This window comes from Methyloceanibacter caenitepidi, from assembly GCF_000828475.1.
In the GTDB taxonomy this organism is placed as follows: domain Bacteria; phylum Pseudomonadota; class Alphaproteobacteria; order Rhizobiales; family Methyloligellaceae; genus Methyloceanibacter; species Methyloceanibacter caenitepidi.
The window spans coordinates 2,648,410-2,666,914 of sequence record NZ_AP014648.1; the positions used below are offsets into that span (position 1 = coordinate 2,648,410).

Annotated in this window: 15 protein-coding genes; 10 read left to right on the forward strand and 5 right to left on the reverse strand. The window is 64.5% G+C overall.

Annotated elements, in window-relative coordinates; all coding sequences use genetic code 11:
- Positions 1-44: 44 nt before the first annotated feature.
- Positions 45-575: a PAS domain-containing protein gene (locus tag GL4_RS12570; protein ID WP_052464477.1), complete on the reverse strand. Its 531-nt coding sequence runs from the start codon at positions 573-575 to the stop codon at positions 45-47.
- Between the two features lie 259 nt (positions 576-834).
- A complete protein-coding gene (locus GL4_RS12575; RefSeq protein WP_045368054.1) occupies positions 835-1,242 on the reverse strand; it encodes a Ros/MucR family transcriptional regulator in 408 nt (135 codons plus the stop codon).
- A 454-nt stretch (positions 1,243-1,696) separates the two neighbouring features.
- Between GL4_RS12575 and msrB the strand changes: the two genes are divergently transcribed.
- The 5 genes from msrB to GL4_RS12600 all read left to right on the forward strand — a co-directional run bounded on the left by msrB (position 1,697) and on the right by GL4_RS12600 (position 6,914).
- Positions 1,697-2,137 (forward strand): peptide-methionine (R)-S-oxide reductase MsrB, encoded by a 441-nt coding sequence (gene msrB / locus GL4_RS12580; protein ID WP_045368056.1) that lies wholly within the window; start codon positions 1,697-1,699, stop codon positions 2,135-2,137.
- Positions 2,138-2,222: 85 nt separating this feature from the next.
- Complete coding sequence (locus tag GL4_RS12585) at positions 2,223-4,313, forward strand: S9 family peptidase (protein WP_045368058.1); 2,091 nt, start codon at positions 2,223-2,225, stop codon at positions 4,311-4,313.
- Positions 4,314-4,473: 160 nt separating this feature from the next.
- A complete protein-coding gene (locus GL4_RS12590) occupies positions 4,474-5,148 on the forward strand; it encodes a DUF599 domain-containing protein (RefSeq protein WP_045368060.1) in 675 nt (224 codons plus the stop codon).
- 72 nt (positions 5,149-5,220) lie between these two features.
- The gene (locus tag GL4_RS12595; RefSeq protein ID WP_045368062.1) at positions 5,221-5,775 is read left to right on the forward strand and encodes an isochorismatase family protein; all 555 of its coding nucleotides are present in this window, start codon (positions 5,221-5,223) and stop codon (positions 5,773-5,775) included.
- 533 nt (positions 5,776-6,308) lie between these two features.
- On the forward strand, positions 6,309-6,914 hold the full coding sequence (locus GL4_RS12600) for a superoxide dismutase (protein WP_045368064.1): 606 nt from the start codon (positions 6,309-6,311) through the stop codon (positions 6,912-6,914).
- 85 nt (positions 6,915-6,999) lie between these two features.
- Here the strand turns inward: GL4_RS12600 and GL4_RS12605 are convergent, their stop codons facing one another.
- Both GL4_RS12605 and GL4_RS12610 read right to left on the reverse strand, forming a co-directional pair.
- The gene (locus tag GL4_RS12605; RefSeq protein WP_045368065.1) at positions 7,000-8,904 is read right to left on the reverse strand and encodes an ABC-F family ATP-binding cassette domain-containing protein; all 1,905 of its coding nucleotides are present in this window, start codon (positions 8,902-8,904) and stop codon (positions 7,000-7,002) included.
- A gap of 68 nt (positions 8,905-8,972) precedes the next feature.
- The gene (locus GL4_RS12610; RefSeq protein ID WP_156137589.1) at positions 8,973-10,553 is read right to left on the reverse strand and encodes a helicase HerA-like domain-containing protein; all 1,581 of its coding nucleotides are present in this window, start codon (positions 10,551-10,553) and stop codon (positions 8,973-8,975) included.
- A 186-nt stretch (positions 10,554-10,739) separates the two neighbouring features.
- Here GL4_RS12610 and GL4_RS12615 point away from each other — a divergent pair, with 186 nt between their 5' ends.
- The 5 genes from GL4_RS12615 to GL4_RS12630 all read left to right on the forward strand — a co-directional run bounded on the left by GL4_RS12615 (position 10,740) and on the right by GL4_RS12630 (position 17,897).
- On the forward strand, positions 10,740-12,575 hold the full coding sequence (locus tag GL4_RS12615) for a methylmalonyl-CoA mutase family protein (RefSeq protein ID WP_045368066.1): 1,836 nt from the start codon (positions 10,740-10,742) through the stop codon (positions 12,573-12,575).
- Positions 12,576-14,726: a methylmalonyl-CoA mutase gene (gene scpA, locus GL4_RS12620; protein ID WP_045368068.1), complete on the forward strand. Its 2,151-nt coding sequence runs from the start codon at positions 12,576-12,578 to the stop codon at positions 14,724-14,726.
- Positions 14,727-15,761, forward strand: a complete 1,035-nt coding sequence (gene meaB / locus GL4_RS12625; protein ID WP_045368069.1) for a methylmalonyl Co-A mutase-associated GTPase MeaB — start codon at positions 14,727-14,729, stop codon at positions 15,759-15,761.
- Positions 15,762-15,867: 106 nt separating this feature from the next.
- Positions 15,868-16,524 carry a pyroglutamyl-peptidase I gene (locus tag GL4_RS16860; protein ID WP_172653355.1) on the forward strand — a complete coding sequence of 219 codons (657 nt, stop codon included), beginning with the start codon at positions 15,868-15,870 and terminating at the stop codon, positions 16,522-16,524.
- Positions 16,521-17,897 carry a TIGR03808 family TAT-translocated repetitive protein gene (locus tag GL4_RS12630; RefSeq protein ID WP_052464482.1) on the forward strand — a complete coding sequence of 459 codons (1,377 nt, stop codon included), beginning with the start codon at positions 16,521-16,523 and terminating at the stop codon, positions 17,895-17,897. Before GL4_RS16860 ends, GL4_RS12630 begins: the two co-directional genes overlap by 4 nt.
- On the opposite strand, the gene GL4_RS12635 is transcribed toward GL4_RS12630, so the two are convergent.
- Positions 17,894-18,409: an Lrp/AsnC family transcriptional regulator gene (locus GL4_RS12635; RefSeq protein ID WP_045368070.1), complete on the reverse strand. Its 516-nt coding sequence runs from the start codon at positions 18,407-18,409 to the stop codon at positions 17,894-17,896. The two genes, GL4_RS12630 and GL4_RS12635, sit on opposite strands and share 4 nt — an antisense overlap.
- Positions 18,410-18,505: the final 96 nt, after the last annotated feature.

The following is an 18,505-nucleotide window of genomic DNA, read 5'->3' on the forward strand; positions in this document are numbered from 1 at the left end:
CAAATCTCGGCGTTGGCTAGCGTGCTGCGCTAAAGCACAGTGGCCTATGCGCGGAGGACCTCGGGTCCTCGCTGCCCGGCGCAATACGCCGTGAATTCGGAGATTTGCTCGACATCGGTCTCGGAAGCGCCGGTGTCGTGGCAGAGGATGCGATCGACCCGGATGCCATCGTCCGACAGCGGCAGGCGCAGCCAGTAGAGCACCACATGCTCCCGCCCCTCGGCAGGCCCGTGCGCGATGCCCTGGGCGCACACGGCATCAGTCGCGATCCGCGAGTGAATAGTGTGCCACGGCGTGGCGCGGCGGCCCGAGAACACCTCCGTCAGGGTCAGCCCCGTGATCTCGCGTCCGTAAATCTCCCGCAATCGCGTTCCCGCTAGGCGAAAATGACTGCGTTCGAATCCATCGCGCAGGTCGATGACCGCAAAGTGCGGCAGGAGGTCCGGAAACTTGAGGGGATCGAAATCCGCGCGGGCCGGCATCGCACGCCCGCGAGCGATGCCGCACCAATAGTCGAAAAGCACACGCTGTTCCGGCAGCACCAACTGTGCCCTGAAGGCGCAATCGGACAGCATTTTACCCCCTCGCAAAATCGAATCGGCCCGCACCCCGACTATGGGGGTTTCAAGCCGTCACATTCAAGAGAGGTGCGAAATTTTGCCTGATATCACAATAGGTTGTGTCGATGCGGCAAGGGCACACCGGATATTGCGCTTCAAGCCGAGCAGGGCGGTGTCACCGCCTGATGCCCGCGCTAAGGATGGTGGTGAACATGACGAACAGGCGGCCGACAGGTGATGGCCGTGACCAGGCGCTTGCCAGAGCGCGCTCGCGTTAGCGGCGGCGCTGTCCGAGACCCATCCGCTTCGCGAGATCCGACCGGGCCGCAGCGTAATTCGGCGCAACCATCGGGTAATCGTGCGGCAAGCCCCATTTCTCCCGGTACTCTTCCGGCGACAAATCGTAGTGGGTCCGCAGGTGGCGCTTGAGCGACTTGAACTTTTTGCCGTCTTCCAAGCAGATGATGTATTCCGACGTCACGGACTTCTTGATAGGGACCGCAGGCCGAAGCTCTTCCTTGGCCGGCTGTGCACCCGTACTGGAGGCCTTCTTTAGCGCGTCGAATACGTTGTTGATCAGGGCTGGCAGATCCGTGGCCACAACAGTGTTGTTGCTGACATAGGCCGAAACGATCTCGGCCGTCAGTTCAACAAGCTCGTCCTTTTCCACCACTGCGTCCATGATTTGGCTCCTTTAACCGCGAGCGTTCCTATTCGAACGCTGGAAACGGCGATTCTGCGACTCAATTCGCATTCCACATAATCAAGCGCCCTTGAAAGTCATCAAATTGCGCCGTTTTTGTGGCTTGAAACTATCGAACTTATGAAACTAACAGCCTTTGAGCACGTTTAGTTCCATCTAATTGCTTCGTATAGCATCCTCCGGTGGAATCGCAACGAACTTTAGCTCGCGAAGACTGTGGAAAAAGCCCGCTGGCGCCACGGGCTCTCGTTTTTCTCTACGTTCAGCCCTCGCTGATTTTGTTTGCATTGGCGGAAGTCTCTTGTTTACCGGGGAAGAGCGAGATCACGGGTAATCGTTGCTGGATCAAGCTTGTGTGACACCGCCTAGGGACCTGCGCGGGCCACCCTATATTCTGTACCGGACACCAGGACGACCGATAAGAAGGCAAGTCATGAGCACCACGCATAAGAAGACAGGCGCCCCGATCCCCACCACGAAGGACGATTGGCGCGAGCAGCTCACACCGGAGCAGTTCCATGTGATGCATGAGCATGGGACCGAGCGGGCTTTCAGCCATCCCTACCACCAGGAAAAGCGCGCCGGTATGTATCGCTGTGCCGGTTGCGGCGCGGCCCTGTTCAGTTCGGACACGAAGTTCGATTCCGGCACGGGCTGGCCGAGCTTCACCGATGTTGCCGCCGCCGATACGGTGACGAAACACGAGGACAACAGCTACGGCATGCGGCGCGTCGAGGTCCGCTGTGCCAATTGCGAGGCCCATCTCGGGCATGTTTTTCCGGACGGACCCGGGGACACCGGCCTGCGCTATTGCATCAACGGTTGCGCTCTCGACCTTGACACCGGCGGCGCGGACGGCAACACGTCGGGCTAGCTTCGGAGCGTGGTGTGCGCCTTCTCAGCGAGAACGCACACCATACTCAACCATGGCCCTTTTACGTCTCGATTAGACCTATCCAATGAACAAGCCCGATCTTCCGCCGCGCGGCCCCGTAGCCCCGCGCCGCCCCTCCCAGTCGCACCATCACGGCATCGATCGCGAAGACGACTATGCGTGGCTGCGCGCCGACAATTGGCAGGCCGTCATGCGCGACCCCGCCGTTCTCCCCCCGGATATCCGCGCGCATTTGGAGGCGGAAAACGCCTACACGGCGGCTGCGATGGGGGATACGGAGGCGCTGCAGGAGACGCTGTTCGCCGAAATGAAGGGCCGGATCAAGGAAGACGATTCATCGGTGCCCGCGCCGGACGGTCCCTTCGACTACTACACGCGCTACATCACGGGCGGGCAGCAGCCGCTGTTCTGCCGGCGCCCCCGTGGCGGGGGCGAGGAGACGATCCTGATCGACGGCAACGCGCTGGCCGAAGGCCACGCCTATTTCCGCATTTCGCAGGTCGCTCACAGCCCCGACCACAAGCGCATCGCCTACGCGGTCGACACCAAGGGCTCGGAATATTTCACGGCCAAGGTGATCGATGCCGAGACCGGCGCGGTCGTCGAAGAGGCGGTCACGGATGCTTGCGGCGGCCTCGAATGGGCCATGGACAGCCAAACGCTGCTTTATGTCTGGCTCGATGAGGAGCACCGGCCGCGCAAACTCTTCGCGCACAAGATCGGCGACAAGGCTGAACACCGCTTGATCCACAACCAAACCGACCCCGGCCTCTTCCTCGACATCAGCCTGACCCAGGACGGCAAGTATCTCTTGCTCGGCACCCACGATCACGAGACGACCGAAGTCAGCCTGATCGATGCCGCCGATCCATACGCCAAGCCCCGTCTCGTTGCGCCAAGACAAGCCGAGCACGAATACTCGGTGTGCCACCACGAGGGCCGACTGATCATCCTCACCAACTCGGATAGCGCCGAAGATTTCCGCATCGTCGAAGCGCCCGCCGACGACCCCTCGCCCGCCAACTGGACTGAAATCGAACCGCACCGGCCCGGGCGGCTGATTCTCGACATCATCGCGTTCAAGGATTTTCTCGTGCGGCTCGAACGCGAGAACGGTTTGCCCCGCATCGTCATCCGCCGTTTCGCCGACGGCGAAGAGCACGAAATCGCCTTCGACGAAGAGGCCTACGCGCTCGGCATGAGTGCGGGTTACGAATACGACACCACGACCTTGCGTTTCACCTATTCGTCGATGACGACGCCGTCGCAAGTCTACGACTACGACATGGCGACGCGGGAGCGGACCTTGCGCAAGACGCAAGAGATCCCAAGCGGCCACGACCCGAGCCAATACGTCACGCGCCGCGTCTTCGCCCCGGCGAAGGACGGCGAGACCGTGCCCGTGACCCTGCTCTACCGCAAGGACACGAAGCTCGACGGCACCGCGCCGCTCCTGCTCTACGGTTACGGCTCCTACGGCATCACCATTCCGGCCAGCTTCTCGACGAACGCATTGAGCCTCGTCGACCGCGGCTTCGTCTACGCCATCGCCCATGTGCGCGGCGGCAAGGACAAGGGCTTCGCCTGGTACAAGAACGGCAAGCGCGCCAAGAAGACGAACACCTTCACCGATTTCATCGCCGCGGGCGAATATCTCGCGAAGGAGAAATTCACGTCGCGCGGGCGCATAGTGGCCCAAGGCGGCAGCGCGGGCGGCATGCTCATGGGGGCTATCGCCAACATGGCCCCGGATCTGTTTCTCGGCATCATCGCCGAAGTGCCCTTCGTCGACGTGCTGACGACGATGCTCGATGCGAGCCTGCCCCTCACCCCGCCCGAATGGCCCGAATGGGGCAACCCGATCGAGAGCGCCGAGGACTACAAGACCATCGCGGCCTACTCGCCCTACGACAATGTGAGGGCGCAAGGCTATCCCAACATCCTGGCGCTCGCGGGCCTCACCGATCCGCGCGTGACCTATTGGGAACCCGCGAAATGGATCGCCAGGCTGCGCGAGACCGGCACGGGGAACAATCTCATTCTCCTGAAGACGAACATGGAGGCGGGTCACGCCGGAGCTTCGGGGCGCTTTGACCGGCTGAAGGAAGTCGCGCTGTCGTATGCCTTCGCGCTGAAGCTGGCGGATCGCGCCTGAGCTTACCTATCTGAATCCTTGGATCGTCATGCCCGGACTTGATCCGGGCATCCACGAGGTACCATCTGGATCGGCCCGATGCCTTGACAACAAGGCTTGCGGCCCTCCGCCTCGTGATCCCAAGATGGACGAACTTCAGTCGACGGATCGGCGCTGAACAATGAGCCTTCTCGACATCTTGGCCTTCGCCTGGTTTTGCCTGTGTTACTTCGGCTATGCCTGGGCCGTGCGCTATGGCCCGCTGAAATCGCGCCGCGGGCTCGTTGCCGCCGTCAACGACCGCCGTGTGCAGTGGATGGAAACGGCCCTGAGGCGCGACATCCGCATCATGGACGCCCAACTCCTCACCTCGCTGTCGAGTGGGAACGCCTTCTTTGCGTCCACGTCCGTGCTCGTGCTCGGCGGACTGACCGCGATGCTCGGAGCTGCGGACAATGTGAAGAACCGCCTCGAGCAACTACCCTTCATCGCGGACGCACCAATCGTCATGTGGGAGTTCAAGATCCTGTTCCTCATGTTGCTGATGATCGTGGCCTTCTTCGCCTTCGCCTGGGCGTTCCGGCTGACACACTATGTGGGCACCATGTTCGGAGCCTTGCCGCTGCAATCCGAGGCGAACACGGCCGAGGCGCGCGCCCACGCGCGCAAGACCGCCCAGCTCGTTGGGCTGTCGGGGCGTCATCTCAACGCGGGTCTCAGGACCATCTATTTCGCGATCGCCGGGCTCGCCTGGTTTGTGAGCCCCATCCTCTTTGTGCTTGCCTGCGCCCTGGTGACGTTCATCGTGTACCGCCGCGAATACGCCTCGGAAGCCTTCACCGTCATCGACCGTTAGGCCGCCTGGAACGGGCAAATAGCCGGAGACGGCCCTAGTCGAAGCCGCGCCACCTATGCCAGAGTGCCGCTCATGCTGCTCTCACGCGAAAAATCCCAAGTCCTCATCGTCGACGTCCAGGACAAGCTCCTGAATGCCATCAAAGGCGCGGATCGTGTCATCGACCGCTGCGTGCGCCTCGTCATCGCCGCCCGCAAGCTCGGCATCCCCATCACCATGTCGGAGCAATATCCACAAGGGCTGGGGCCGACCCACGATTCCGTGCGCGACGCCTTCGCCAACGACGGCTTCGTCGCCGACAAGACCGAGTTTTCCTGCATGCGCAACGAGATGTTGCGGGACCGGCTCCACAACCTACGCCGCGAAGGCCGCTCACAGGTCGTGATCGGCGGCATCGAGGCCCATGTCTGCGTGGCGCAGACCGCCATGGACCTCGAAACGCAAGGCTTCGAGGCCTTTGTGGTCGCCGACGCCGTCGGCTCGCGCTCGAAGAGCAGCCTCAAGCTGGCCCTGTCGCGCCTGCAGAAATCCAGCGTCGACATCGTGGACAGCGAGATGGTTCTGTTCGAATGGATGGAACGCGCCGGAACCCCGGAATTCAAGGCGCTGCAGGCCCTCATCAAGTAGGTTCTTGGGGCTTGCCCGACCGTGTCATACCCGCGAACGCGGGTATCCAGTAAACACCGCCCGTCGTGATCCGGAACGGCACTGGTTACTGGATCACCCGGACCATCAAGCTTGTGCTCGGGCCGGCGCAGCCGGACCCGGGTGCCGGGTGATGACAAGGGGGAGACAAATCGCCCTTGCGATGGTCTCCAACCACCCCTCCACATCGCCAAGCGCAGCCACTAAGGCTCCGAATACGTGAACCGACCCTGCAGGATCGGTTCATGTTGGGTTCAGGTGGAAAATCGCACTCTCCAAAGCGTCAGATCCCTGTACTGATTGTAGCGAACCTTCCTCGGCACCGGGCGTGGAGTTCAGGGGCTCCACGCCCACCCCGATTTCTCCGGAACAATTGAGACGCTTGGGGTATTGTCTTCGATACCCCGCATGGCAACCTGGCCCCTTTGACGCGGCCCCGGTTGCTTCGGCATGGCCGACGCTTTAGCTTCGCGCCGTCCGGTATTCTTTTCACTCTAAGTTCGCGGAGACCCAAAGTGGCATTCGAACTCGTACCCCTCCCCTACGCATACGATTCCCTGCAGCCCTATATGTCGGCCGAAACGCTGGAGTATCACCACGACAAGCACCACAAGGCTTACGTGGACAAGCTGAACGACCTGATCAAAGGCACCGACTACGAGGGCAAGGAACTCGAGACCATCATCAAGGAAAGCTTCGGCAAGGACGCCGGCGTGTTCAACAACGCCGCGCAGAACTTCAATCATATTCATTTCTGGCCCTGGATGACCAAGGACGGCGGCGGCAAGAAAGTGCCGGGCGCGGTCCTGGCGCTGATCGACCGGGACCTTGGCGGCTTCGACAAGTTCCGCGAGGACTTCCTGGCCGCCGGTGCGGGCCAGTTCGGATCGGGCTGGGCCTGGCTGACGCTGAAAGACGGCAAGCTGGAAGTAACTAAGACGCCGAACGGCGAGAACCCGCTCGTCCATGGCGGCTGGCCGCTGCTCGGCTGCGATGTGTGGGAGCATTCCTATTACATCGACTACCGCAACGCGCGGCCGAAATACCTGGAAGCGTGGTTCGACAATCTCATCAACTGGGAGCATGTCGAGGAAATGTACGCTCAGGCGCCGTCTTCCTAAGGCGCTTCGCGCCGTACAGCGATAGGCACAGAGTTTTAGAAACGGGCGTCCTTCGGGGCGCCCGTTTTGCTTTGGAGCGTCGGCCTTAGGCGTCGACTTCCGCCATGGCCGTCTCGACCGCTTCGCTCGCTTCCAGCCAGCGGGCTTCGGCTTCCTCGATCTCGCGGGTGAGCTGTCCACGCTGCTTCATGAGCTCGCTCGCTTGCGCCGGCGACGCATCGATCAGCTTGGCATCCACCACCTCGCGCTTCTTGGTCAGCGTCTTCATATCGGCTTCGGCATCGGCAATGGCTTTGCGCAAGGGTTTGGTGCGCTCGCGCGCGTCGGCGGCTGCTTTGCGCTTCTCCTTGCGCTCGGCCTTCGACAACGTGTCCTTCGGCGCTTCGGTTTGGGACATTCCATTGCCGGACTTGCCTTTGCCCGCGCGCGCTGCGCTCAGCACGCTGTCGCGGTAATCCTCGAGCGTGCCGTCGAACTCCTGCGCCCGGCCGCCATCCACCAGCAACAGCCGGTCGGCGATGAGGCCCAAAAGATGCCGATCGTGGCTGACCACGATGACGGCGCCGCCGAAACCGGCGAGCGCCTGCACCAAAGCCTCGCGCGCATCCACGTCGAGATGGTTCGTCGGCTCGTCGAGGATGAGGATGTGGGGGGCATCGCGCGTCACCAGCGCAAGCGACAGCCGCGCCCGCTCCCCGCCGGACAGCGCGCTGACCTTCACGCCGACCTTGTCGCCGGAGAAACCGAACCGGGCGAGATGGGCCCGCACCTCGCCGGGCTTCGCCTCCGGCATCATGCGCTCCATGTGCTGCAGCGGCGTGTCCTCCGACACAAGCTCTTCGATCTGGTGCTGGGCGAAATAGCCGACGGAAAGTTTGCCGCTCGCCTTGATCTGGCCATCCATGGGCGACAGTTGGCCTGCGAGCGCCCGCGCCAAGGTGGTCTTGCCGTTGCCGTTGCGGCCCACGAGGGCAATGCGATCGTCCGGGTCGATGCGCAAGTCGATATGCGACAGCACCGGCTTACCCGGCACATAGCCGACGGCGACATCCTCCAGCATCATCAGCGGCGGCTTCACCTCTTTGGGCGAAGGGAAGTCGAAAACGAGCGAAGCGTCGTCGAAGACTTCAGCCTCAGGCGCCATGCGTTGCAGCGCCTTCAGGCGGCTCTGCGCCTGACGGGCCGTATGCGCCTTGTAGCGCCAGCGGTCCACATAGGCCTGCAGCTTCTGGCGCTTTGCCTCTAGCTTGGCGCGCATCGCCGCGTCCTGCGCCTGGCGCTCATGCCGCTGCCGCTCGAACTGATCGTAATTGCCCACGTAGAGCGTGGTCTTGCCGTGGTCCACATGCACGATGTGGCTGACGACGTTGTTCAGCATGTCGCGCTCGTGGCTCACCACGATCAGGCTGGCGGGATAGGCGCGCAGGAAGGACTCGAGCCACAGCGCCGCCTCGAGATCGAGATGGTTCGAGGGCTCGTCGAGCAGCAGCAGATCGGGCTCGGAGAAGAGCAGCGCTGCGAGCGCCACGCGCATGCGCCAGCCGCCCGAGAACTCCGTCAGCGGGCGGTGCTGGTCGTCCTCGGAGAAGCCGAGCCCCGCGAGGATACGTGCAGCCCGCGACGGCGCCCCATGGGCGTCGATCGCGTTCAGGCGCTCGTGAATTTCAGCGATGCGATGCGCGTCCGTCGCGGTGTCGGCCTCATCCAGAAGCGCGGCCCGCTCCTCGGCCGCCGCGAGCACGGTTTCGAACGGCGTCGCAAGCCCGCCGGGCGCATCCTGCTTGAGATAGCCGATCCTGGTCCCGCTGGGCGCTTCGATGCGCCCCTCGTCGGCCTCGTAGATGCCGGCGATCATCTTGAGCAGCGAGGACTTGCCCGCGCCATTGCGGCCCACGAGCCCCACACGGGCTTTCGGCGGCATGGCGACGGAGGCGCGGTCCAGAATGACGTGACCGCCGAGGCGCAAGGTTATGGAGTCGAGCGTGAACATGGCGCCCGTGTAGCACAGGGTACGCGAATGCCACTAGCGGCCGCGCACGCGTCCCAATGCCACGAGCGCTAACGCCGGCGCTGGCCTCCGAGCGCGTTCCGCCTAATCGCGTCTTCCAGCACGCGCGTCGCCATGGGCACCACCGCGCGCACCACGGACTTGCCGAGCGCCGTCCAGAAGCCGTCGCCGCGCGATCCGCCGGACGATTTCGTGGTGGTCTTGGACTTCTCCTCCGCAGCTTCCGCCTCGGCCGCGGCCTTGGCCCGCTCCTCTGTCCGCTTCTGAAGGATTTCGTGAGCGGATTCCCGGTCGATCGACTCATCGTATTTGCCGGCGACCGGGTCCTTCTCCATGAGCGCTTTACGCTCGTCCTTCGTGATCGGCCCCACTTGCGAGGACGGCGGCTTGACGTAGGTGTGCTGGACGATGCTCGGCTGGCCCTTCTCGTCGAGCGTCGAGACCAGCGCCTCGCCGATGCCCATGGACATGATCATCTGCTCGGTATCGAGATCTGGGTTCGGACGGAAAGTCTCGGCCGCGGACTTCACCGCTTTTTGCTCGGCGGGCGTAAAGGCGCGCAAGGCATGCTGCACGCGATTGCCGAGCTGGCGCGAGACCGTGTCGGGCACGTCGCGCGGGTTCTGCGTCACGAAATAAACGCCGACGCCCTTCGAGCGGATCAGGCGCACCACCTGCTCGACCTTCTCGAGCAGCGCCTTCGGCGCGTCGCGGAACAGCAGATGAGCCTCGTCGAAGAAGAAGACGAGCTTCGGTTTCTCGGGGTCGCCGATTTCGGGGAGTTCCTCGAACAGTTCCGACAGCAGGAACAGCAGGAAGGTCGCGTAGAGCCGCGGGCTCTGCATCAGCTTGTCGGCAGCCAGCACACCGATATAGCCGCGCCCCTCGTCGTCGGTCCGCATCAGATCCTTGCCCACGTCGAGCGCGGGCTCGCCGAAGAAGTGATTGCCGCCCTGCTGTTCCAGCACGAGCAGCTGCCGCTGAATGGCGCCGATCGAGCGCTTGCCCACATTGCCATAGCGCGTGGTGAGCTCGTTCGCCCGCGCCGCGAGGTCCTCCAGGAGCGATTGCAGATCCTTGAGGTCGAGCAGCGGCAGCTTTTCCTCGTCGGCGATGCGGAAGGCGATGTTCAAAACGCCTTCCTGCGCATCGCTGAGATCCATCAGCCGCGACAGCATCAGCGGGCCGAGTTCCGACACGGTCGTGCGCACCGGATGCCCCTGTTCGCCGAACAGATCCCAGAAGATCACGGGATGGGCGGTGAACTTCACGTCGTAGCCGATCATGGCCGCGCGTTCCTTGATCCAGCCCTTCTCCTTGCCCATGGCCGCGACGCCGGACAGATCGCCCTTCACGTCGGCGCAGAACACCGGCACGCCCGCGTCGGAGAAGCTCTCCGCGAGCCCCTGCAGGGTGACGGTCTTACCTGTGCCGGTGGCGCCAGTGATGAGGCCGTGCCGGTTGGCGAGTTTCAGGAGAATGTATTCGGGCTTGGTGCTCTTGCCGATGAACACCCAATCGTCGGGGATCTCGATCGGCTCCACGACGGCAGTCTCGGTCTCCGCCGCCTCTGCCGTCTTGCCGTCCTCGGTCGCTGCGTCCTTCACGGAAGCTTTCGTCCGCCTCGCCATCCCCCGAACTCCTTCAATCGCCCAAATCTGCCGTTGCGGCACTCTAGCCGCCGCGCGCGCCCGACGCCAACAGGAGCGCGCGCCGCCGGACCAAGTTCGCCACCCCCACTGGTTGCTCGTCCGTGGGTTTCTTGCCGCGCTGGCTTCTGCTAGGAGAAAATCCAGAACCAATCTAGGCTTACACGCATGTCAGACCTGTCACTCGTATCCGCCTTTCCGAAGGCCGAAGATTCCGCATGGAAAGAGCTCGTTGAGAAAGCGCTGAAGGGCGCTCCGTTTTCCATTCTGGAATCAAAGACCTACGATGGCTCCGTTATCGAGCCGCTCTATCCGCCTGCCGAAGACGGGGCGGTCGTTCCGGGCCGCGATCCGGGCACGCCCTGGGAAATCACCCAGCGCATCGACATCACGGATCCCGGCACCGCGAACGGCCAGATTCTCGAGGATCTTAACAACGGAGCTTCGGGCATCGCGCTCGTGTTTCAGGGTGCCGTCGGCGAATGCGGCTATGCGCTGCCGGCGGAGGCTGACGCGATCGGCGCCGCGCTCGAAGGCGTGCACCTGGAATGGGGCGTCCCGCTCGAACTTCAGCTCGGCACCAATGCGGCGGCGGTGGCCAACATGGTCGCCGATCTGGTCGACTCCCGCGGCCTGCCCGCGAACCACACCAATATTCGCTTCGGCTTCGATCCCATCGGCGTACTCGCCGCCAAGGGCGCGACGGACGCCACCCCTGAGGATGTCGCCGCTCTCGCCAAAGATTTGTCCGCGCGCGGTTTCAAAGGCCGCTTCGCCGCCGCCGACGGCCGTCCCGTCCATGAGGCCGGCGGCACCGAGGCGCAGGAGCTGGCCTTCGCGCTGGCGTCTGCGATTTGCTACCTGCGCGCCTTCGAGGCGGCGGGCATTCCGTTGGATGAGGCGCGGCGGATGATCTTCTTCCGCCTGGCTGCCGACCAGAACCAGTTCCTGACCACCGCCAAGTTCCGCGCCTTGCGCAAGCTGTGGTCGCGCGTCGAGGAAGCCTGCGGGCTGACGCCCGAGCCCGCTTTCGTCACCGGCGAAACCGCGTGGCGCATGATGACCAAGCGCCACGCGCAAGGAAACATCGTGCGCGGGACCATCGCCACGCTGGCCGCCGCCGTGGGCGGGGCCAACGCCGTGACCGTGCTGCCCTACACCGCAGCCCTCGGCCTGCCGGAGGCCTTCGGCCGCCGCGTGGCCCGCAATACGCAGAGTGTGCTGCTGGAAGAGTCGAACCTCTATCGCGTGGCCGATCCTGCCGCCGGTTCCGGCGCGCTGGAAGCGCTGACGAGCGAGCTGTGTGCCAAGGCCTGGCGCCTGTTCCAGAAGTTCGACGAAGCCGGCGGCGTGCTCGCGGTCCTCGAAAGCGGTCTCTTCCAAGAGGCCGTCGCCGAGACCCGCGACGCCCGCGAGAAGGCCATGGCGCAACGCAAAGACTCGCTGATCGGCACGTCTGAGTTCCCCGATCTCGGCGAGGACGATCTGGCCGTCATGGATGTCGCACCGGCCCCGGCCGAGACCGGCGCGCAAGAAGTGACGCCGCTCAAGCCCATGCGTCTCGGCGAGCCGTTCGAAGCCTTGCGTGACCGCAGCGACGCCGTGCTGGCGAAGACCGGCGCGCGCCCGAAGATCTTCCTGGCCTGTCTTGGGCGTCCGGCCGATTTCAACACGCGCGCGTCCTTCGCCAAGAGCCTGTTCGAAGCAGGCGGCATCGAGGCCATCGCCGCGTCGTCCGAGAAGACGCTTCCCGAGACGATCGAAGGCTTCCGGGAATCGGGCGCCTCGCTCGCCTGCCTGTGCTCCTCGGACAAGGTCTATGCGGAGCACGGCGCCGAAGCCGCGAAGGCGCTGAAAGACGCCGGCGCCGCCCATGTCTATCTCGCCGGGAAGCCCGGCGATATCGAAGCCGCGCTGCGGGACGCAGGCGTCGAAAGCTTCGTCGCGGCAGGCGGCAACGCGCTGGAAACACTGACTGGCGCCTACGAACATTTGGGGGCTTAAGTGACAGGCATTCCGAAGTTTTCCGACATCGAGTATCGCGAGCCGCAAGAGCCCGCGCTTGGCCCTGCCGCCGAGCCTTGGGAAACGCCCGAAGGCATCGCCGTGAAGCCGGTCTACGGCAAGGAAGACCGCGAGGGTCTCGACTTCATCGACGGGCTGCCGGGCCTGCCGCCTTACCTGCGCGGCCCCTACCCCACCATGTACGTGCAGCGCCCCTGGACCGTGCGCCAGTATTCCGGCTTCTCCACGGCCGAGGATTCCAACGCCTTCTACCGGCGCAATCTCGCCGCCGGTCAGCAAGGCGTCTCCATCGCTTTCGATCTCGCCACGCACCGCGGCTACGACTCCGACCACGAGCGCGTGACGGGCGACGTGGGCATGGCGGGCGTCGCCATCGACTCCATCTACGACATGCGCGTGCTGTTCGACGGCATTCCGCTGGATCAGGTCTCCGTGTCCATGACCATGAACGGCGCGGTGCTGCCCGTGCTCGCGCTCTTCATCGTCGCGGGCGAGGAGCAAGGCGTCGGCCACGACCAGCTGTCCGGCACGATCCAGAACGACATCCTCAAAGAGTTCATGGTGCGGAACACCTACATCTATCCGCCCGAACCTTCGATGCGCATCGTCTCCGACATCATCGGCTACACGTCGCGGGAGATGCCGCGCTTCAACTCGATTTCGATCTCCGGCTACCACATGCAGGAAGCCGGCGCGACGGCGGACCTGGAGCTCGGCTACACGCTTGCCGACGGCGTCGAATACGTGCGCGCGGCGATCGCTTCCGGCCTCGATGTGGACTCGTTCGCCCCGCGCCTGTCCTTCTTCTGGGCCATCGGCATGAACTACTACATGGAGATCGCCAAGATGCGCGCGGGCCGCATCCTCTGGGCGAAGCTGATGCAAGAAGAGTTCGCGCCGAAGAACGCCAAGTCGCTGGCCTTGCGCACCCACTGCCAGACCAGCGGCTGGAGCCTGTCGGCGCAGGACGTCTACAACAACGTGATCCGCACCTGCGTCGAGGCCATGGCCGCCACCCAAGGCCATACCCAGTCGCTGCACACGAACGGTCTCGACGAAGCGCTTGCGCTGCCCACGGACTTTTCCGCACGCATCGCGCGCAACACGCAGCTGATGCTGCAGAAGGAAAGCGGCACGACGCGCATCATCGATCCGTGGAGCGGCAGCTACTACGTGGAGCGCCTCACCCACGACCTCGCCGCCAAAGCGATGGAACATATCAAGGAGATCAGTGACTTCGGCGGCATGGCCAAGGCCATCGAGGCGGGCATTCCCAAACGCATGATCGAGCAGGCGGCCACGGCCACGCAGGGGCGCATCGATTCCGGCCGTCAAACGATCGTCGGCGTGAACAAATATCGCTCCGAGACCGATGCGGACATTCGTCTCCTCAAGGTCGACAATCGCTCGGTGCGCGAACAGCAGCTCGCCAAGCTCGAACGCCTCAGAGGCGAGCGCGACGAAGCCGCGGTCACCGAAGCGCTCGCCGCGCTCACGCAGTACGCCGAGAGCGGCAAGGGCAACCTGCTCGAAGGCGCCGTGAACGCCGCGCGCGCGATGGCCACCGTGGGCGAGATTTCCTACGCGCTCGAGAAAGTGTACGGTCGGCACCAAGCCAGCATCACGGCGATCACCGGCGTGTACAAATCCGAGATGAAGAAGGACGGGAACATGGACCGCGTGGCCGACATGATCGACGCCTTCGAGGCCGAGCACGGCCGACGGCCGCGTATCCTCGTGGCCAAGATGGGCCAGGACGGCCACGACCGCGGCCAGAAGGTTATCTCGTCCGCATTTGCCGATCTCGGCTTCGACGTGGATATCGGTCCCCTCTTCCAAACGCCGGAAGAAGCCGCGCGCCAGGCCATCGAAAACGACGTGCACATCCTGGGCGTCTCCTCGCTGACCGCCGGCCACCTGACGCTGGTTCCGGCCTTGCGTCAGGCGCTGGAGGATCAGGGGCGTGGCGACATCATGATCGTCGTGGGCGGCGTGATTCCGCCGCAGGACTATCCCGAGCTCTTCGAGGCGGGCGCGAAGGCCATTTTCGGACCCGGCACGCCCATCGCCAACGCCGCCATCGACATTCTCGGCAAGCTCGGCGTGGCGCCCAAAGCCGCCGCAGAGTAGATGACGGCCAAAGCTTCAAGCAGCCCGGGCGCCGTGACCGCCAAACCCCAGCAAAGCGTTGACGAGATCGCAGATGCTGTCCGCAAAGGCGACAGGGTGGCGCTGGGCCGCGCCATTACGCTGATCGAGAGCACGCGGCCCGAGGATCAGGTCCGCGCGCGGGAACTGCTGAAGACCCTGATGGCCGACACTGGCAGAGCAATCCGTATCGGCATCAGCGGGCCACCCGGCGCAGGAAAGTCCACGCTCATCGATCAGTTCGGCCTCAACCTGATTGCAGCAGGTCATAAGGTGGCCGTGCTCGCGGTCGATCCCACCTCGTCGCGCACAGGCGGCTCCATTCTTGGCGACAAGACCCGCATGGGACGGCTCGCCTCGGAGACGAATGCCTTCATTCGCCCCTCCCCGGCCGGCACCAGCCTCGGCGGCGTGACAAAGACGACCCGCGAGACCATCGCCATCGCCGAGGCGGCCGGCTTCGACGTGGTTCTGGTCGAGACGGTCGGCGTCGGCCAGTCGGAGACCGCGGTGTCCAACATGGTCGACGTGTTCGTGGTCGTGGCCATTCCGGGCGCGGGCGACGAACTGCAAGGCATCAAGCGCGGCCTCCTGGAGCTCGCCGACATCATCGCCGTCAACAAAGCCGACAGCGACAACGTGGAGCGCGCGAACCGCGCGGCCACGGAGTATCGCGCGGCGCTGCACATCCTTGCCTCCGGCAACACCGCCTGGCAGCCGGCCGTGCTCACCATGTCCGCGCGGGACAACACCGGCCTCGATACGCTGTGGGAGAAGATCGGAGAGTGCCGCCGCTCCTTGTCGGAAGCCGGGGTCCTCGACGACCGGCGCGCCGAACAAGCCGCCACCTGGATGCGCGAGATCTTCGAACAGCGCCTCCTCGCCGCCTTCAAGGGCGGACGCCGCGCCGCGCGCGAATATCAGGACATCGAGGACCAGGTGCGCGCGGGCACGATGAGCCCGGCCGACGGGGCCGATGCGCTCGCCAAGCTTGTCGGGCTCAAGGATCCCGAGTAGCCGCAGACGGGCCTTCCGCTCGGGTCAACCACAAGTCCGATAAGCCCTTCCCTCTTTCGCAAAGCGGGGCTAAGCCAGAGCTATGGCAGACGTTTCGTCCGACCCCATGGCACACGATTCGGCCAGACCACGCGTCCTCGTCACGGGCTTTGGCCCGTTTCCCGGCGTCGCCGAAAACCCGTCCGGCTGGATCGCCGAACGGGTCGCCGCAACCGCACCCCCCACCGACTGCATGCTCTATCGCGCGGTTTTGCCGACCGAATGGACGGCCGTCGCCAGCCGCGCCGCTTATTTCCACCAGGCCATCCGGCCGCGCCTCATGATCCATTTCGGCGTCCAGACCGAGGCGACGGAAATTCAGCTGGAGTGCAAGGCCCATAACCAGACCGAGCAGCGCCCGGACGCCGCCGGCGCCCATCCCGGGCGCTCTGACGTGATTACCGGGTGCAGCGACACGCTCGAGACTTGGCTGCCCGTCGATGCGCTCGCCGCGCGGCTGCAAGCCGAGAACTTCCCGGCATCCGTCTCTCAGTCCTGCGGCCGCTATCTCTGCAACGATCTCTATTTCCGGTCGCTCCATTGGGCGGAGCAGAACGGCAGCGACGCGCTCTTCGTGCACATCCCGCAACCCCATGTCCTCAGCCTACACTCCCTGCTGCAGGCAGCGGAGATGATCCTGCAGGAGGCGCTGCAAGCGGTGCAGCTGCAGAGCAAGTTCGAGGCGGGGCCGCTGGGCACGCCACCCCCGACGGACATGCCATGACCAAGTCCGGCAAGCCCGCCGCCCCCGGCGGCGCACCTCAGATCGGACGGCGGGACGCGCTGCTGGCGGGCCTCGGCACGGGTGTTGGCGCCGGACTCGGCATGATGGGCCCGCACACGGCGCTGGCATTCGACGGCACCAGCAGCCGCGGCATCGTCCCGGCGGGCGGCGCGGTCTCGCAAACCGCGACGCTGCAACAAGCCCTCAACGAGGCGGCCGCCAACGGCGAACCGCTGTTCCTGCCCGCGGGCACCTACAAGACCGGCACGTTGACGCTGAAGGCCGGCACCCATGTGCAGGGCGTTCCGGGACGGACGATCCTGAAATCGGACGGCGTGCCGATCTTCGTCGTCGAGGACGCGGACAATGTGCGCCTGTCGGGCCTGGTGCTCGATGGCGGCGGCGCACCGCTCGCCGACGACGGCGCGCTGATGACGGCCACAGGTGCGACCGCGCTCGACGTCTCAGCCTGCCGCTTCCTCAACAGCGGTGCCGGCGGCATGACCCTGCGCAAATCCTCGGGCCGCATCTCGAACTGCACGTTCGGCAACATCACGAGCGCTGCCCTCTTCAGCGAAGACGCGGGCGGTCTCGAGATCAGCAGCAATCACATCCACGATTGCGGCGACAACGGCATCCTGGTCTGGCGCTCGGAAAAGGGCGAGGACGGCACGCTCGTCACCGACAACCGCATCGAACGCATCGCGGCCAAGAGCGGCGGCAGCGGCCAGAACGGCAACGGCGTCAACGTGTTCCGGGCCGGGTCCGTGCTCGTAACGCAGAACCGTATCTCCGATTGCGCCTATTCGGCCATCCGCAGCAATGCGGGATCGAATTGCCAGATGGTCGCCAATTCCTGCTCGCGGCTCGGCGAAGTCGCGCTTTACGCCGAATTCGGATTCGAAGGCGCGCTGATCGCCAACAACATCGTGGATACCGCCGCCACCGGCATCTCCGTGACCAATTTCAACGAGGGCGGCCGGCTCGCCGTGGTCCAAGGCAACATCGTCCGTAATCTGTTCTTCCGGAAGACGGGCGAAGCCCGCGGCAGCGGCATCGCCGTCGAAGCCGACACGACGGTCACCGCGAACGTCGTGGAAGGCGCGCCGGCCTACGGCATCATTGTCGGCTGGGGCGACTACATGCGCGACGTGACCGTGACCGGGAACGTGGTGCGCAAGAGCCATATCGGGATCGGCGTCGCGGCGAGCGCCGGCGCGGGCGCGGCCCTCATCACCGACAACCTCATCGACGGCGCCCAGGACGGCGCCATCCGGGCGATGAAAGGTCCGACGCCGATCGGGCCGGACCTCGCCTTGGAAAGCGGGGTCGCCTACCCGAACCTCGCCGTCTACTCGAATGTCGCGCGCTAATCAGCGTGCCCGTGCCGTTCAGGCTCCGCCGCTTGGGACATCAGCTCGGTCGGAACCCCCGGCGCTTGCTTGGATGTCCGGATCACGAGCGAGGTCTTGACGCTCTCCACGTTGGGCGCCGCCGTGAGCTCGTGAATGATGAAGTCCTGGAACATCGTCAGGTCCGGCGCCACGCAGCGCAGCAGAAAGTCGATTTCGCCCGACAGCATGTGGCAATCGCGGACCACGGGGCTCGCGGCGACCCACTTCTCGAAGGCGATCAGATCCGCCTCGGCCTGGCTGTGAAGCTTGATCATGGCGAAGGCGGAGACGTCGAAACCGAGCGCCCGATCGTTGAGCAGGACCGTGAAGCCCTTGATGATGCCCGCTTCTTCCAGCGCCCGGACACGCCGCAGGCAAGGCGGCGCCGAAATGCCCACTTTGCGCGCCAATTCGATGTTCGTGATCCGGCCATCGGCCTGCAATTCACGCAAGATCAGCCAATCCGTGGAATCGAGGCGGGCGGCACGCATCGGGCCCCATGCTCCCTAGACGATCGCGGGCCCATCGCGGTAGAAGGCGCGATGGCAGGTCACTGACGTTCAGTGGGGAAGTTTTGCATACTTTTA

Bases quoted from the DNA above. Each gene is read 5' to 3' on its own strand.
- GL4_RS12570 (WP_052464477.1), bottom strand. From the start codon at position 575: ATGCTGTCCGATTGCGCCTTCAGGGCACAGTTGGTGCTGCCGGAACAG.
- GL4_RS12575 (WP_045368054.1), bottom strand. From the start codon at position 1,242: ATGGACGCAGTGGTGGAAAAGGACGAGCTTGTTGAACTGACGGCCGAG.
- msrB (WP_045368056.1), top strand. From the start codon at position 1,697: ATGAGCACCACGCATAAGAAGACAGGCGCCCCGATCCCCACCACGAAG.
- GL4_RS12585 (WP_045368058.1), top strand. From the start codon at position 2,223: ATGAACAAGCCCGATCTTCCGCCGCGCGGCCCCGTAGCCCCGCGCCGC.
- GL4_RS12590 (WP_045368060.1), top strand. From the start codon at position 4,474: ATGAGCCTTCTCGACATCTTGGCCTTCGCCTGGTTTTGCCTGTGTTAC.
- GL4_RS12595 (WP_045368062.1), top strand. From the start codon at position 5,221: ATGCTGCTCTCACGCGAAAAATCCCAAGTCCTCATCGTCGACGTCCAG.
- GL4_RS12605 (WP_045368065.1), bottom strand. From the start codon at position 8,904: ATGTTCACGCTCGACTCCATAACCTTGCGCCTCGGCGGTCACGTCATT.
- GL4_RS12610 (WP_156137589.1), bottom strand. From the start codon at position 10,553: ATGGCGAGGCGGACGAAAGCTTCCGTGAAGGACGCAGCGACCGAGGAC.
- GL4_RS12615 (WP_045368066.1), top strand. From the start codon at position 10,740: ATGTCAGACCTGTCACTCGTATCCGCCTTTCCGAAGGCCGAAGATTCC.
- meaB (WP_045368069.1), top strand. From the start codon at position 14,727: ATGACGGCCAAAGCTTCAAGCAGCCCGGGCGCCGTGACCGCCAAACCC.
- GL4_RS16860 (WP_172653355.1), top strand. From the start codon at position 15,868: ATGGCACACGATTCGGCCAGACCACGCGTCCTCGTCACGGGCTTTGGC.
- GL4_RS12630 (WP_052464482.1), top strand. From the start codon at position 16,521: ATGACCAAGTCCGGCAAGCCCGCCGCCCCCGGCGGCGCACCTCAGATC.
- GL4_RS12635 (WP_045368070.1), bottom strand. From the start codon at position 18,409: ATGCGTGCCGCCCGCCTCGATTCCACGGATTGGCTGATCTTGCGTGAA.